The 17,132-nt window shown below is 40.7% G+C and carries 11 protein-coding genes and 1 tRNA gene; 4 read left to right on the top strand and 8 right to left on the bottom strand.

Annotation, left to right across the window (positions count from 1 at the left end):
* Positions 1–318: 318 nt before the first annotated feature.
* Together gltB and B0183_RS09455 are read left to right on the top strand one after the other, a co-directional pair.
* Positions 319–4,785: a glutamate synthase large subunit gene (gltB, locus tag B0183_RS09460; RefSeq protein ID WP_078208716.1), complete on the top strand. Its 4,467-nt coding sequence runs from the start codon at positions 319–321 to the stop codon at positions 4,783–4,785.
* A 226-nt stretch (positions 4,786–5,011) separates the two neighbouring features.
* Positions 5,012–6,439 carry an FAD-dependent oxidoreductase gene (locus B0183_RS09455; RefSeq protein ID WP_035522617.1) on the top strand — a complete coding sequence of 476 codons (1,428 nt, stop codon included), beginning with the start codon at positions 5,012–5,014 and terminating at the stop codon, positions 6,437–6,439.
* Positions 6,440–6,566: 127 nt separating this feature from the next.
* On the opposite strand, the gene B0183_RS09450 is transcribed toward B0183_RS09455, so the two are convergent.
* The 4 genes from B0183_RS09450 to B0183_RS09435 form a co-directional block, all read right to left on the bottom strand.
* Positions 6,567–8,609 (bottom strand): DUF262 domain-containing protein, encoded by a 2,043-nt coding sequence (locus B0183_RS09450; RefSeq protein ID WP_078208715.1) that lies wholly within the window; start codon positions 8,607–8,609, stop codon positions 6,567–6,569.
* Positions 8,610–9,112: 503 nt separating this feature from the next.
* A complete protein-coding gene (locus B0183_RS09445) occupies positions 9,113–9,862 on the bottom strand; it encodes an amino acid ABC transporter ATP-binding protein (protein ID WP_021118315.1) in 750 nt (249 codons plus the stop codon).
* Between the two features lie 2 nt (positions 9,863–9,864).
* Positions 9,865–10,581, bottom strand: coding sequence for an amino acid ABC transporter permease (locus tag B0183_RS09440; RefSeq protein WP_043895854.1), 717 nt, complete (start codon positions 10,579–10,581; stop codon positions 9,865–9,867).
* On the bottom strand, positions 10,571–11,353 hold the full coding sequence (locus B0183_RS09435) for an amino acid ABC transporter substrate-binding protein (protein ID WP_021111471.1): 783 nt from the start codon (positions 11,351–11,353) through the stop codon (positions 10,571–10,573). The genes B0183_RS09440 and B0183_RS09435 overlap by 11 nt, the downstream gene beginning before the upstream one ends.
* A 512-nt stretch (positions 11,354–11,865) precedes the next feature.
* On the opposite strand from B0183_RS09435, the gene B0183_RS09430 reads away from it, so the two are divergent.
* Positions 11,866–11,942: transfer RNA gene (locus B0183_RS09430), tRNA-Ile, on the top strand.
* A gap of 508 nt (positions 11,943–12,450) precedes the next feature.
* Here B0183_RS09430 and accA read toward each other — a convergent pair.
* The 3 genes from accA to B0183_RS09415 all read right to left on the bottom strand — a co-directional run bounded on the left by accA (position 12,451) and on the right by B0183_RS09415 (position 15,658).
* Positions 12,451–13,404, bottom strand: coding sequence for an acetyl-CoA carboxylase carboxyl transferase subunit alpha (gene accA / locus B0183_RS09425; RefSeq protein WP_005711455.1), 954 nt, complete (start codon positions 13,402–13,404; stop codon positions 12,451–12,453).
* Positions 13,405–13,524: 120 nt separating this feature from the next.
* Positions 13,525–14,934: a multicopper oxidase domain-containing protein gene (locus B0183_RS09420; protein ID WP_015940063.1), complete on the bottom strand. Its 1,410-nt coding sequence runs from the start codon at positions 14,932–14,934 to the stop codon at positions 13,525–13,527.
* A gap of 1 nt (position 14,935) precedes the next feature.
* The gene (locus B0183_RS09415) at positions 14,936–15,658 is read right to left on the bottom strand and encodes a 1-acylglycerol-3-phosphate O-acyltransferase (RefSeq protein WP_010787219.1); all 723 of its coding nucleotides are present in this window, start codon (positions 15,656–15,658) and stop codon (positions 14,936–14,938) included.
* Positions 15,659–15,813: 155 nt separating this feature from the next.
* Between B0183_RS09415 and tpx the strand changes: the two genes are divergently transcribed.
* Positions 15,814–16,314, top strand: coding sequence for a thiol peroxidase (tpx, locus tag B0183_RS09410; RefSeq protein WP_078208714.1), 501 nt, complete (start codon positions 15,814–15,816; stop codon positions 16,312–16,314).
* A gap of 48 nt (positions 16,315–16,362) precedes the next feature.
* Here the strand turns inward: tpx and B0183_RS09405 are convergent, their stop codons facing one another.
* Positions 16,363–16,992 (bottom strand): FKBP-type peptidyl-prolyl cis-trans isomerase, encoded by a 630-nt coding sequence (locus B0183_RS09405; protein ID WP_015940060.1) that lies wholly within the window; start codon positions 16,990–16,992, stop codon positions 16,363–16,365.
* Positions 16,993–17,132: the final 140 nt, after the last annotated feature.

Raw genomic sequence — 17,132 nt, 5'->3', positions numbered from 1 at the left:
TTTAACTACTCACAACAGTGCGTCGTTGTGTGGTGCGAATTATAGAGAAATCCTAAACCAACGCAAGTACTTTTTGCAAAAAATTTGAAAAAAATGATCGCTTGTTTAAAATAAGCTCATAATGTTTATTTCAAAAACAATAAATGCCTATATCTTACTATATTCTTATCAAACATCATCTGAATATATCAATCATAGAAATCTTACTAATCCCCTACACACCATATTCAATCAAAAAATCTATTGCTTTTCATTAATTTTTCTAATATGTTTACACCACTTACCGATTTAAAAAGAAATAACTAGGAAGTGATTTGAATGACAAAACTTTATAACAGCTCATTTGAGCGTGAGAATTGTGGGTTTGGCTTGATAGCCAATATTGATGGTGTACAGAGCCACAAGGTGGTTCGTAATGGTATTTTGGGTTTATCTCGTATGCAGCACCGTGGGGCGATTTTGGCAGACGGCAAAACGGGGGACGGTTGTGGTCTTTCTTTGCAAATGCCTGAGAGCTTTTTTCGTGCGGTTGCGGCGGAAAGCGGTTTTACTTTGGCAAAAATTTTCGGTGTTGGACAGATTTTTTTGCCTGGTGATGAAGCCTTAGTCAAAGAGTATATTGAGATTATCAATAAAGAATTAACCCAAGAAACGTTGGGTATTCCTGCGTGGCGTGATGTGCCGACCAATCCTTCTGTATTAGGGGAAATTGCTCTTGCGGATATGCCAACGATTAAGCAGGTGTTTGTGAATGCACCTAGCGGTTGGCGTGTACAGGATTTGCAACGCCGTTTGTTTGTGGCTCGTCGCCGTATTGAGAAGCGTATCAATCACCCTGACTTCTATATTTGTAGTTTTTCTAATCAAACGATTGTCTATAAAGGCTTATGTATGCCGAAAGATTTGCCGAAGTTCTATTTGGATTTGGCAGATTTGCGTATGCAGACGGCAATTTGTTTGTTTCATCAACGTTTTTCAACCAATACCCAACCTCGTTGGAAGTTGGCTCAACCCTTCCGTTATCTTGCCCATAATGGTGAAATCAATACAATTTCGGGCAACCGTGCTTGGGCAAGAGCTAGGGCGTATAAGTATCGTACGCCGTTAATTCCTGATTTGCAGACGGCAGCTCCTTTTGTGAATGAAACAGGGTCGGATTCTAGCTCGTTGGATAATATGTTGGAGCTGTTTGTCAGCGGTGGTATGGATTTATTCCGTGCCATGCGTTTGCTTGTCCCACCTGCGTGGCAACAAAATCCTGATATGGACGATGATTTGCGTGCTTTCTATGATTTCAACTCCATGCACATGGAACCTTGGGACGGCCCTGCTGGGATTGTTTTAACCGATGGTCGTTATGCCGCTTGTAATCTTGACCGCAATGGTTTACGCCCTGCTCGTTATGTGATTACCCAAGATCGTTTGATTACCATTGCGTCCGAAGTGGGAATTTGGGACTACGCCCCTGATGAAGTGGTGGAAAAAGGACGTGTCGGTCCAGGGCAGTTGTTGGTGATTGATACCAAACACGGTCGTTTGGTGCATTCTGATGAGATTGACAATGAAGTGCGAGCTAGACACCCTTATCGTGAATGGTTGAACAAACACGTTCAACGTTTAATTCCCTTTGATCAGTTGCCTGAAAACGAAGTGGGCGAAGCATCGCTTGATGAGTTGCAACTGAAAGTGTATCAAAAGCAGTTCCTTTATGATAAGGAAGAGCTGGAAAATGTGATTCGTGTGTTGGGGGAAAGTGGACAGGAAGCGGTCGGTTCAATGGGTGATGATACGCCTTTTGCGGTGTTGAGCGAACGCCCACGCGTGCTGTTTGACTATTTCCGTCAATACTTCGCCCAAGTCACCAATCCACCAATTGACCCCTTGCGTGAAGCCCATGTGATGAGCCTTGCTACCAGTATCGGGCGTGAAATGAGCGTGTTTTTTGAAGCAGAGGGAATGTCGCATCGGGTGAATTTCAAATCGCCGATTTTGGTGTATTCCGATATGCAACAGATTTTGCGTTTGCCTGAGGAACACTACAAACACACGATACTAGATGCTACCTTTAATCCTGATGAATTGAGCTTAAAACAGGCAATCGAAAATCTATGCGAGCAGGCAAAACAAGCGGTGCGTGACAAAACCGTGTTGCTGATTGTGTCTGACCGCAACATCACGGCTGAACGCCAACCTATCCCAAGTGCCCTAGCAGTGGGGGCCTTGCAAACCTGTTTGGTGGAAACCAACTTACGTTGTGATACCAATATTTTGGTGGAAACCGCCGAAGCACGCAATCCACATCATTTTGCGGTGTTAATCGGCTTAGGAGCAACAGCAGTTTATCCCTATCTTGCCTATGAAACCATTGCGGATATGGTGCAAAAAGGGGCAATCAACAAACCGCTTCGTGTGGCAATGGCAAACTTCCGCAACGGGATCAACAAAGGCTTATACAAAATTATGTCGAAAATGGGCATTTCTTGTGTGTCGTCCTACCGTTGTGCCAGATTGTTTGAAGTGGTTGGTTTAAATAGTGAAGTCATCAACCTTTGCTTCCCTGGTATCACCAGCCGTATCGAAGGGGCTAGTTTTGCAGATTTAGAGCAACAACAGACCGCTTGTCGTAAACGTGCATGGCGACACAGCCAAGATATTGAAATGGGCGGTTATCTCAAATACAAACCGCAAGGCGAATACCACGCTTACAACCCTGATGTAGTGAACACCTTGCAGACGGCAGTCAATACGGGCGATTATGAAAAATACAAAGCCTTCCGTGATGTGGTAAACAATCGTCCGATTACCACGATCCGCGATATGTTGCGTTTGAAAACCGAAGCAGGCAAAGCGATTGAGCTTCACCGTGTTGAACCAGCGGAAAACTTATACAAACGCTTTGACAGTGCGGCAATGTCTATCGGTGCATTAAGCCCCGAAGCCCATGAAGCCTTAGCAGTGGCAATGAACCGCTTGGGTGGCTATTCCAACTCAGGTGAAGGCGGTGAAGATCCGAAACGTTATGGCACAGAAAAAGTATCAAAAATCAAACAAGTGGCATCGGGTCGCTTTGGCGTTACCCCTGCTTACTTAATGAGTGCCGAAGTGATCCAAATCAAAGTGGCACAAGGGGCAAAACCAGGTGAAGGAGGTCAGTTACCAGGGGATAAAGTTACCCCATATATCGCTCAACTTCGCTATGCGGTACCGGGTTCAACCTTGATTTCACCGCCGCCACACCACGATATTTACTCGATTGAAGACTTGGCACAGTTGATTTTCGACTTAAAACAAATCAACCCGAAAGCCTTAATCTCAGTCAAACTCGTTTCCTTACCAGGTGTTGGCACCATTGCCACAGGCGTGGCAAAAGCCTACGCAGATTTAATCACCATTGCAGGCTATGATGGTGGCACAGGTGCAAGCCCATTAACCAGCGTGAAATACTGCGGTTCACCTTGGGAGCTTGGTTTGGCAGAAGCCCAACAGGCTTTGGTGGAAAACAATTTGCGTCATAAAGTTCGTTTACAAGTCGATGGCGGTTTGAAAACAGGTTTAGACATTGTGAAAGCGGCGATTTTAGGGGCGGAAAGTTTCGGTTTCGGTACAGCACCTATGGTCGCATTAGGTTGTCGCTACTTGCGTATCTGCCACTTAAACAACTGTGCAACGGGCGTGGCAACACAAGACGATACTTTGCGTAATCAGCATTACCACGGCTTGCCTGAAAAAGCGATGAACTACTTTAAATTCATCGCCCAGGACGTGCGTGAAATTTTAGCAGAACTCGGTGTAGAGAAATTAACCGACTTAATCGGTCGCACCGATTTATTAGAAATCATCAATGGCAAAACCGCTAAACAACAAGGTTTAGACTTGGCTAAATTGCTCTATTCGCCAAAAGTGCCAGACGGCAGTAGCCGTTTCTGCACCCAAGCCAACCCTGCTTTTGACCAAGGTTTGTTGAATAAAGCGATTGTGGCACAAGCCCAAAATGCGTTTGAAAGCGGTTTATCAGCGGATTTGGATTTCGACATCAGCAATTTAGATCGCTCTGTGGGAGCAACCCTTTCAGGCTTGGTGGCTCAACGCTATGGCAATCGTGGCAATCCATTGCAAACCTTCAACATCAACTTAAACGGCACAGCAGGACAAAGTTTTGGTGTGTGGTTAGCGGGCGGTGTGAACCTGAACTTAACGGGTGATGCCAACGATTATGTGGGCAAAGGCATGGCTGGCGGTCGCATTGTGATTAAACCGCACAATGGCGTTGCCTTTAAAACCGAAGAAGCCGCTATTGCAGGCAACACTTGCCTTTACGGTGCAACAGGGGGAGAACTCTTTGCATCAGGTCGTGCAGGTGAACGCTTTGCGGTGCGTAACTCAGGTGCATTAGCCGTAGTTGAAGGCATTGGCGACAACGGTTGTGAATACATGACAGGCGGTGTCGTTACCATTCTCGGCAAAACAGGCATTAACTTTGGTGCAGGCATGACAGGCGGTTTCGCCTATGTGTTCGATGCAGACGGCAAATTTGCCAACCGCATTAACCCTGAACTGGTTGAAGGACTAAGCATTTGCGATTTACCAACTCACCAAGAGCATTTGCGTGGCTTAATCTCTCGCCACGTTGAACTTACTCTCAGTGCGATTGGCGAACGTATCCTTGCCAACTGGGACGATTATGTCGCACGCTTTGTCTTGGTGAAACCTAAAGCGAATGACATTAATGCCCTACTAGGACACAAACGCCGTGCATTAGATGAGTTAGGTGTGATTGTGCAGTAAAAAGTGAAAAGATGAAGATGCAAATTTCTTTCTTCCATCAAAGTGAACGCTAAACTTTTTGAAGTAATCAGCAGGTAGGGACGCACTGCGTACGTCCGCTTAATCGAATAAGCTCTATTCAATGGACACACACAGTGCCCCTACCGCTCAAAATCGTTCATTCATCGAGAAAATAGGACTACTCTCTGCTTTGTAGAAGAAAGATAAAGTAAAAGGAACACAAAAAATGAGCCGTGATAATGTTTACCAATTTATAGATTTACCCCGTGTTGATCCGTCAAAAATTCCATTAAACAGCCGTAAAAGCGAGTTTATCGAAATTTACCAAATGTTTAGCCAAGCACAGGCAGAGTCGCAAGCCGACCGCTGTTTAGAGTGTGGCAACCCCTATTGCCAGCACAAATGCCCATTACACAATAACATTCCTAACTGGCTACGTTTGGCACAAGAAGGACGTATCATTGATGCTGCAGAACTGGCACACAGCACCAACAGCTTACCCGAAGTTTGCGGACGTGTTTGCCCACAAGACCGCTTGTGTGAAGGTTCTTGCACCTTAAATGCCGAATTTGGTGCGGTCACCATCGGCAATGTCGAAAAATACATCACCGAAAAAGCCTTTGAAATGGGCTGGCGACCAACAGTGAAAAATGTTCCTAAAGCCAACAAGAAAGTGGCGATTGTTGGTGCAGGTCCAGCAGGATTAGGTTGTGCAGATGTGTTAATCCGCAACGGCGTAGATGTGGTGGTGTATGAACGCCAACAAGAAATCGGTGGCTTGCTCACCTTTGGTATTCCGTCATTCAAGTTAGAAAAAAACGTAATGAGCCGTCGCCGTGAGATTTTTAGTGAGATGGGCATTGAATTTAAACTGGGCATAGAAATCGGCAAAGACATCAGTCTTGACGATTTGCTTGCCCAATATGATGCGGTTTTCTTGGGCGTTGGCACCTATCAAGGCATGAAAGCCAATATTCCAAATGAACAGGCACAAGGCGTTTATTCCGCTTTGCCATTCCTGATTGGCAACACACAACATTTGCTCGGTTTAGCTGCCCCTGATTACGTTTCAATGGCAGGTAAAAAAGTGGTGGTATTAGGCGGTGGCGATACCGCAATGGACTGCGTAAGAACATCGGTACGTCAAGGTGCAGCAGAAGTGACCTGTGTTTATCGCCGTGATGCAGCCAATATGCCGGGTAGCCGTAAAGAATACAGCAATGCCAAAGAAGAAGGTGTCGAGTTCCAATTCAACGCTCAACCCGTAGAAATTGAAGCCGAACCATTAGCCGTTGAAACCGACCAATCAGGCAAAGTAACAGGGATTAAAATCATCAAAACCCAACTGGGCGAGCCTGATGCCAACGGTCGCCATCAAGCCGAAATCATCGAAGGTAGCGAAGAAATCATCGCTTGTGATGCCGTTATCATCGCCTTCGGCTTCGCTCCACACGAAATGCCTTGGCTATCGTCAATTGGTGTCACCACAGACAATCGTGGCAGAATTGCAACGGCTGGCGAACTCAAACAACAAACTGCCAATCCAAAAGTCTTTGCTGGTGGCGACATCACTCGTGGCTCAGACCTTGTGGTTACCGCCATCGCCGAAGGACGTGATGCGGCGGAGAGTATGATGGAGTATTTAGATGTATAGCAAGCGGTGAGATTGTATTAAATATTTACAAGACACATTGTATTATATAGTCTGATAAAGATAATTTGCTCTCCCGAAATATTTCTAAAAATATATTAATACATAGAGAGAGCATTTTTCTTTACAATTAATTCTTATTAAATGAATCTAAACGAATAAATAATTCATTTTCTAAATTTAAGGTAATTAAAACCTGTTTTAATCGAACTAACTTATCATTATTACTATAATTAGTTTCCATTTGGTAGTTATTAGGTAAAGCTACTGCTACTCGTAGTTCGTCTTTTTTTCCATCTGGAACAATACGTAACTTTTCAGCCAATTGGGTTTCTAAAAATCTAGTAGGTTCCTCTTGGAATAATTGTTCAATTACAACTCTATAAAGCTCTGTAACATTATTAACCTCTAACTGAATATCTTGGAATTGTGCTGAAATCAATTTCCTATAGGTTAAATCATTTACATCCATTAAATTAATTTCTGAGTCTTGCTCTTCATATTCAGGTTGTTTCCAAATATTAAGAAAACGTTCCGATAATAAAGTAAATCGATCTTCCCACTCATTTTTTCCCCATTTCGATAGAGAACTTAATGAGCTATTTAACCATAATCGACTATCCTTGTACAATTCACGTTTTTTGATAAAACTTTTATTAGATAGCTCAGAATTATATCCAGTTAAAGTCAAATTAGCCAAAGTATGTAATTTCTGTTGCATAAATTCGTATTGCTGCGAATCTAAATCCTCATACCAATCATCACCTGCATTTTGAGGAAAAATATGTTCAAAGCTAATTTTTTTATTATTTATAATGGATATAAACTCTTTATTCTTAAAGTTTTCTAGTCTTTCAAACAAATAGGTTCTATTTTTAGAAGCCCAATTATATATAGAACAATTTTTTAATGCCTCAATCACCTCAACATCATTCGGAAAACGCTGATTATTTGTACGTTTTGACAAAGATTTAACGATTGTTGCTACATAATTTTCTGATACTACTAACTCATTTTCATTATATAGTGCCATAAAAATTTTATTTAATGCATTTGTTGGGAGTCCAACAACTAGACGTCGAACAATAAAAGACTGTAACCATTCTAAAATTTGAATGAATTGCTCCTTATTAATTTTATTTAAATAACTGTAATCATGATAAATATTTAATAAAAAAGGATACGCAGTTTTAACCTCCAATAATTTAATATATTGTAAGTGTAATCGAATACCTACATCTTCCTCTCTTTCAGGATTTATTAATATACCATAATACTTTGAAAACCGTTTTAATTCTAATAAATCATCCTCCTGTACCCTTGGATATTTACTTTTAAAAGCTTCATAAATTCTAGTTTTATTTGGAATCTTTTTATTTATTTTAGTAAGATAATCACGAATAAAGTCAGAAACTTTACTTTCATTATTTGTATCATCTTTAGCAAACTTCTCAATTATATCCCAATATTGGAAGAATATATTTTGCTTATCACTTTCTAAATCCATCAATATATAATTTCTAATTAAATCTGCCTCACTTAATGCTAAACCCGTTGAATTTAAACTCTCAAAAATACGTTGTGGATTATCCTTCCCTCTCTCTAATGAAACTTCTACAAACATTAATTTATCCAATCCTTGTCTGACTATATCGAAGTTTTCTAGCGTAATACAAGATTTAAAATATTTAAAATTTTCCACCAATCGTGAAAAATATCCTAACCCTTCACTAAAATTTCCTTTATAAATATACTCCATAGCTGAAACATGATTATCTGTTGGCTTAAGTTTTAATTTATATGGTGCAGAAGAAAACTTATTAATCAGAATAGTTTCATTAATTTCGTCAGCTAAGTCATTTTTTCCTTGAGATTTTGTGAGATGATATAACACCAAATAAATTAACATAATGGTCGTTAATCTCTGTTGCCCATCAATAATAATCCACTCCTTAATTTGTGAACTTGTGTAAGCACCATTATTGTGAATATAAACAATACTTCCAATAAAATGATTAGAAACATCACAATCTTGCCCTATACTCAAAATATCATTTAGAAGTTGCTGGCATTGTTCAACTTTCCAATCATAATTACGTTGATATACAGGGATAGTAAACTGTACTTTTGTGCTAGTTAAAAAGTCAGCAATTTTTAATTCACTTGCTTTCATATTCATTCTCCTGACGATATCAATATATCCATTATTGTGTACAAATAAATAACGCTATTAATAATTTTTCGGGGGGGAGGGGGTAAATCTCAATATTCTAGAATCCTACACCATATTTTCACACCAAATTACCTACTCGCCCAGTAAAGAGTTTAAGCAAATGTGCTTGTATTCCGAATCGTCTGCAATGGCAATGGATAAATCTGCTACGCTGATACCTGCTGAGGCTTCTCCGTTCATCAGCATATAATCATCGTCTAAACAATATTCCCCCGCCCCCCTTCGTAACCAACCCGTTACGCCTATTCGTTCGCTAAAATACGCACCGTGCTAACAGATGAATTTCTTGTGGAAATGCTGGTATATCAACCAATTTCACATTCAATGCAACAAATCAACTACCTGCACTGCCTACGATCAACAAATAAGGGTCTTGTGCTGCTTTTGCCACTTTGTCAGTATTACGAACATAAGTTATTACAAACCACTTAGTACTCAGATGCTCAATTTTTATTAATCTGATGCAAAAACCGTTTCGTCCGTTCGTGTTGAGGATTGCTGAAAAGTTGCTCAGGCGAGCCTTGTTCCACAATTTCACCGCCGTCCATCACGACCACAACATCTGCCACATCTAACGCAAATTTAATTTCGTGTGTAACCACAACCATTGTCCGGCCTTCGTTTGCCAGCTCTTTCATTGTGTTTAACATATCTTGCACTAATTCAGGGTCGAGGGCAGAAGTCGGCTCATCAAACAGCATTAATTCAGGTTGAATGGCTAAAGCACGAGCAATGCCGACACGTTGTTGCTGTCCGCCAGAAAGCTGGAATGGATAGAGATCGACTTTATCTGCTAATCCTACTTTGGCTAACAGTGCTAAGGCTTCTTCCCTTGCTTGTTCAGGTTTTTTGCTCTGTACAAACACAAGACCTTCCATCACATTTTCAATTGCTGTTTTATGTGGAAAGAGATTGTAGTTTTGAAAAACCATACCGGATTTACGGCGTAGGGCTAGGATCTCTTTTTTGGCTGATTTGGTTGCAAAGTCAATGTACAACGGGGCATCGTTATCAAAGGTTATTGTGCCTTGCTCTGGCACTTCTAACGCATTTAAACAGCGAAGAAAGGTGGTTTTACCTGAGCCAGACGGCCCTAAAATCACAACCACTTGCCCCTTTTGAATGTCTAAATCAATCCCACGCAAAATGGTGTTATTGCCAAAAGTTTTATGAATGTTTCGTACTTTAATCATTGTTATTTCGCCACATATCGATCAAAACGTTTTTCTAAGCGTGCTTGAATAAAGAACAGCACCCAACAGAAACACCAGTAAATCAAGCCAGCTTCAATGTAGACTGGTAAGAAGTCATAGGACATATTTGCCACTTGTTGAGCTACACGGAACATCTCTGTGACCGTCACAACAGATGCCAGAGAAGTATCTTTGAATAGACCAATAAAGGTATTACTCAATGGCGGTACGGCAACACGAAACGCTTGTGGTGCAATGATACGACGGAATGTCTGCATATAGGTCATACCTATGGTATAACCAGCTTCCCATTGACCTTTCGGCACAGAAAGAATAGCTGCACGAATAGTTTCAGAACCGTAAGCTCCGATATTGATCGAAAAACCAATAATTGCCGCTGGGATCGGATCAATAAAAATGCCAATCGCAGGTAATCCGTAGAAGACAATACAGATTTGCACCAACATTGGCGTACCACGAATGATCGAGATATAGCCTTTGACGAACCAGAGTAACAGACGATGGAACGCGCTATTGACGGGAGTAACACGAACTAACGCTACCCCAACGGCAATCGCCATACCAATAATAAAGGAAGCGATTGCCAAAGGGATAGAAACTAAAAAGGCCGCTTGTATCATCGGCCAGAAACCATTTATGACCAGCTCAACACGAGCTTCCGTCATAAATGGTAGAGAAAGTAATAAACTATTTAACACTGATATCTTTACCAAAGAATTGTTCACCTAATTTCTTAAGCGTACCGTCTTTTTTCAATTCTTCAACTGCTTGACTAATTTTTGCAAGAGCTTCAGTGTTACCTTTGTTCACAATAAAACCAGCGCCCACTTTATCTGTTGCTTCCCAAACTGGTTTTAAGCCTGAATTTGGGTTTTTCTTCAAGTAATCTAACAATGCAAGTGAGTCATTGAAGGTCACATCTGCACGTTTTTGTTGAAGTAATAATAACGCTTGAGCCATACCATCAACAGCAACGATTTCTGCACCATTTTTCTGTGCCAGTTCACCATAGTTAGAGCTTAAGGTTTGAGCGGCTTTTAAGCCTTTAACATCTTCAGCTTTGCTCACACGGGTTTCATCATTACGAGCTAATAACATCGCGCCAGACCAGCTATATTCTGCAGATTTATCAAATGTTGCTTGACGTTCTGGGGTTGTTAAGCCTACTTGGTTTGCCACAATATCAAAACGCTCACCTTTTAAACCTGCTAACATTGCGTCCCATTGAGTTTCTTTAAAATCAACTTTTACGCCTAATTTTTCAGCTACTGCACGAGTAACTTCCACATCGTAGCCCGTTAATTTACCGCTTGCATCGTGGTAAGTGAAAGGTGCATAAGTTCCTTCCGTACCCACAGTAATAGTGCCTTTGTTGTTGATACGATCTAATAAAGACTCTTTTGCCAATGCTGCTGTAGAAGTGAAAACTGCCGCTAAAGATAATGCAACGATTGATAATTTTTTAAACATAATAAGTTCCTTTTGATAGGTAAGATTGATTGCTTGCAAATTTAAGGGCAAATTAGACCGCTTGCAAATAACCAAATGAAATATAAAACAACAAAAAGTTTGGATTGATAAGAGATTGGTGGCTGTTCAGCGCCTAACAGTTAGACTAAGCAGCCCGATTAACGTATAGAGGATAAACCTCACCTATCGCTAATTCAGGGTTTTATTTAATGATGAAATTATTGCTTATGATTTAACAATGACTCCCAAGTTTGAACTATTCTCCCGACTGACGAACCAAGTTAGCTATATTGAATGGCAAGTTATTAAATGATTCACATATATTCAAGTGCAATTAAAAGGGCTGAACTAGTCTAACGGTGGGGAAGAGATTAATATACCCATTTATATTATCTATAAGGTCAAGTAGATACTAGTTATTTAGATAGAATTGACCTTTTTTTCATCTAATAAAACAAGATAACTAGATTTTTGCCCAAATAATTTCTATAATTCGCCGTAATTTTGAGATTCCCCCCTTAGCTCAGTCGGTCAGAGCAGGCGACTCATAATCGCTTGGTCACTGGTTCAAGTCCGGTAGGGGGGACCATTCAAGGTTTGATAAATTTTCTTACATTCCCCTTTCAATATCCTTACGTACATAGACATTTAAAAAAACGAAGGAAGATGAAAATAACATTTTTAATATTTTTCAAAAGTTATAAGCATACAGGGCTAATAGTCTCCACTAAAAAATATTAAACTGTCCTTCCTTAATCAGATAGCTATTCTTAATATTATACAGAAGTATGAGGTGATTATATAAGCATCCCAGAAAGCCTAGCCACTACACAAAACATAAGACAAATGAGTTTAAGAATATTCAAACCCCATTTTAAGTGGCATCAGTGAAAATAAAAGACATAGTAGACAAAATAAAAAATGTGGCATTACGGATTAAATAATGCCACATAAACTCGACGATATTGAGGAATTTCTTCTTATTATTTGATAACGATTATAATACTCTAAATACGAAATAAAGGCGAAGAAATAATTCAACTTTTTTCAAAAATTGGAGCAAGATCACAAAATTTTTCACTTCCTCCTAAAACTCTCTACACATACCCATAACCCATCAACCGCTGATAACGGCGATCAAGCAATGCTTCTGCATTTAACGGATCCAAGTCTGCTAAATCCTCAAGTAAACGTTGTTTCAAATTCGCTGCCATCTCATCAAAGTTACGATGAGCTCCGCCTAATGGCTCTGGTACGATATTATCAATTAACTCAAGTTCTTTTAAACGTGGTGCGGTTAAACCCATCACTTCCGCAGCGGTTGAGGCTTTTTCAGCACTCTTCCATAAGATAGAGGCACAACCTTCAGGGGAAATCACTGAATAAGTGCTGTATTGCAACATATTCACTTTATCGCCCACGCCGATCGCTAAGGCACCGCCTGAACCGCCTTCGCCGATAACCGTACAGATAACAGGTACTTTTAAGGTGGACATTTCACGCAAGTTGCGTGCAATCGCTTCAGACTGCCCACGCTCTTCCGCACCAATGCCTGGATATGCCCCTGGCGTATCAATGAAGGTGATGATCGGCATATTGAAACGTTCTGCCATCTGCATTAAACGAAGGGCTTTACGGTAGCCTTCTGGTGCTGGCATACCGAAATTGCGTTTCACTTTTTCTTTCACAGTACGCCCTTTCTGATGACCAATCACCATCACTGGACGACCATCTAAGCGTGCAATACCACCAACAATCGCTTTATCATCGGCAAAAGCACGGTCACCAGCGAGTTCATCAAATTCGGTAAAAATACGCTCAATATAATCTAAGGTATAAGGGCGACTTGGGTGGCGAGCCATACGAGAAATTTGCCACGCATCTAAATCTGAGAATGTTTTCTTGGTGAGTTCTTCACTTTTTTTCTGTAAACGTGCAATTTCATCATCAAGATTGATTTTGTTGTCATTACCTACTGCGGAACGCAATGCTTCAATTTTTGCTTCAAGTTCTGCAATCGGTAATTCAAAATCTAAGTATTCTGTTGTCATAATTTTTCCTATCTGTTTTGGCAGAAATAAAAACCGCTGTATTTTATCAGTGAATGTGACATAAGCGGTAAGATTTCCACATTTTTTTGCAAATTTTCTCGCTGATCCGACCGCTTAATGCTATTCCGCAACAACAAATTGCCCCATACAGCCACGATCTCGTAACATTAAATCGGATACCCCGAAGGTGAATGGCTGTTGCTCAGAGGCTGTATGCTCAAACTTAACTAACAATGTAGTTTCTTGGGTTGGTTCTAACCATACACAATCTCGCCAAGCCAACTGTTTATGAGGCACAGCCTGACGATTTCTCGTTTCCACCATAAATTTGGCACCCTGTAAGGTAAAACCAACCTCTTCCGTTGTGGTCAAATACCAACGTTCCACCGTTCCTTTTTTTACCGTAAAATCGATCCGCTTAGGATCAAATCGTTGATGATTGATTAAACGGTCTTGTGGGCGGAGATTGATTTTACGTTCTTGGGTAATTTTTAAGTTAAACTCTTCCACATTAAATGGGGGAAGTTTTGGTGTCACATTTAACGCTGAAGGCAACCCCTCTGGGCGAAACTCTAACACCACATTATCATTTAACTCATTGTTATCTTTGAATAATTTCCCAATTTCATCAAAAAAGTCTCGCTTCTTGCCAGTGATTAATGAAACCTTATCTCCCTCATTTAAGTCCACTAAAACTTCAATTCGTTCCGATGGAGCAAGGGAAATATGTTCCATTTCAACCATATCCGCTAAAAAACCAATCCCCGTTGCAATTAAATAGAGCGGTTTGCCATTGTCTAAACGTAAATCATAATGACGAGAGAGGGAAGCATTCGCAATCCGCAAACGAACCCAGCCACGAGGTACATCAAAATAAGGACTTTCTTGCCCATTCACAAACAGACGTTTGCCAAAAAATTGATTAGTCTGAGTGTCAATTACTTGAATACCATCACTGTTAATCAACTGATCTTGCAAAATCAGCGGAATATCATTAACCCCATATTTATTAGGTAGTGACGCTTTTCTACTTTCACTATCTTCAATAATCCACAAACCTGCCAAGCCACGATAAACTTGGAAAGCGGAATTTAACATTGTGTCTGCGTGATACCAAGCCGTACAAGCGGATTGATTAACCGATAAAATCGGCGACCAACTGCTGTTTTTGTCTATAGCACGGTGAATAGAGCCAATCATTTCCGTTGGAGCCTGTAGCCCTTGGATATTGATCGATAATGCTTGTGGCAGGTTGTTAGTATAGGTCAGCTTGACAAAATCACCTGACTTCACTCGTACCGTGGGGGCAAGATAACGCCCATTTACACCCCAAACATCAACCAGTTTCCCTTTATTAAATTGCGTTTGAGCAGGACGAAAATCCAATCGAACAGGACGACCACGCCCCACTTCAATCATCGGCGGAATGGTTAAACTAGGACGATTTTTCGCCCATAACGACGTAGGGGTAACAGTAGCTACCCCAGCTAATGTAGAACGTTGTAAAAATTGACGGCGAGAAAGTTTCATATTATTTACGTTCTAATTGAGCCACTTCTTGATCCAATTGTTCTATTTTAGCCTGCATAATTTGATGACATTTTTCGATAAGCTCTTTGAGATTTTCACGATCATAACCCGACGTATCAATCGGTTCTAATTGCTCGCAAATCACCACACCATTGTCCTTACGATTTAAGTCAATTTTATTATGAGTCGTTGAACAGACAATCGGCACAATCGGCACACCAGCTGCAATCGCCGTATGAAATGCCCCTGTTTTGAAAGGTAGCAATCCACGCCCGCGACTACGTGTTCCTTCTGGGAACATCCATACCGAGATTTGTTTGTCACGAATAATCTCGCCAACCTTATTCATCGTATTAATAGCACTACTACGTTTTTCACGGTGAATAAAAATATTCCCTGTTGCCCAATAAACTAAGCCAAAAAAAGGAATACAAATCAAGCTACGTTTACCCATGCTCACGGTTCTTGGTGGTACCATTGCTGCAATTGTCACCATATCATAGTTATTTTGGTGGTTTCCGATATAAATAGCTGGTTGATTAAATGTCGCTTTATTGCGTGTAATTAATTTAATGCCAACCAACTTATGCAGTGAACCAAACATATTTGCCACAACGCTAACACTATCTGGATGGCGTAACCGTACTAACGCATAAAGCGAGCCAACAATACTGATTAACATAGCAAAGGAAGCTACTGCAACAATGCGAAATAGTTTTAACATAGTAAAAAACCTTTAAGAAGAAATATTATAGAAAGTATAGCCGAGATGTCCTCATTTGCCAAAAAGATAAGCATCAACTATTGCTAAAATTCATTTTCATTTTGTTAAGAAATCGTTATATTGAGCAAGTTTTTTCAACCTATTTAGGAGTTATTATGAGTCAAGTTACATTAGCTGGAAATGCTATCGAAGTTACAGGTCAATTCCCACAAGCGGGTAGTTCAGTGGCGGATTTTACATTAGTGAGCAATGGCTTAGAAAACGTATCACTTTCCGACTTCGCAGGAAAACGCAAAGTTCTTAACATCTTCCCAAGTATTGATACAGGTATTTGTGCAACTTCCGTGCGTGTTTTCAATAAAGAAGCAGCCGAACTCGCAAACACAGTGGTACTTTGTATTTCTGCCGATCTTCCTTTCGCCCAAGCACGTTTCTGTGGTGCTGAGGGAATTGCGAACACCCAAACACTTTCAACATTCCGCAACAAAGCCTTCCATCAAGCGGTAGGCGTAGATATTGCAACAGGCCCATTAGCAGGTTTAACTGCTCGTGCAGTGATTGTATTAGATGAAAACAATAAAGTGCTACACAGTGAATTAGTCCCTGAAATCAAACAAGAGCCTGACTATGCAGCGGCGTTGGCAGTGTTGAAATAAGACGATTCATTGAATGATAAAGGACGCCAGCATGACGTCCTTTATCACTTAAACAATATCTAATAATTCCACTTCAAAAATTAACGTGCTAAATGGCGGAATTGACGCACCTGCGCCACGCTCACCGTAAGCAAGGTTATGTGGAATGGTTAAACGCCATTTTGAACCCACAGGCATCATCTGTAATGCTTCAACCCAACCTGCAATCACGCCGGTGACTGGGAACTCTGCTGGTGTACCACGTTTCACTGAGCTGTCGAATACCGTACCGTCGATTAATGAACCCGTATAGTGAACACGTACTTTATCTGTTTTCGCAGGCACTTTACCTGTACCTTCCACTAACACTTCATACTGCAAACCACTTTCTGTTTCTTTCACAGCTGGGTGTTTTTTATTCTCTTCTAAGAACGCTTTACCCTCTGCCGCTAACGCTTCAAAAGCTTTTGCTTGTTCTGCTTCGGCACGTTGAGATAACTCTTGTAACGCTTTGGTTACTTCATTCAAATCTAATGCAGGTGGGTTTTGATTTAACACATCAAAAATCCCTTTTACCACCGCTTCTGGTTCAACATCTAAACCACTGCCTAATAATTGCTGACCGATTTGTAAACCGATACCATAACCACCTTTTGCTTCAACGCTTTCTAATTTCACTTGTTCTAAATTTAAAGACATAATTTTTCCTTATGTGTAGAGGGGATCCCCCGTTAATGTGTTTATATAAATTCGGGCGAGGATAAACCTCGCCCCTACATTCATTAAAATAATGACTGCTGTAATATAGAGCCAGATTGGCAAATTACAAGTACAAGCGG

It is taken from the genome of Glaesserella parasuis, assembly GCF_002015085.1.
Taxonomy (GTDB): domain Bacteria; phylum Pseudomonadota; class Gammaproteobacteria; order Enterobacterales; family Pasteurellaceae; genus Glaesserella; species Glaesserella parasuis.
Note: the sequence above shows the minus strand (reverse complement) of the source record. Positions and strands in the feature narration are given on the sequence as shown.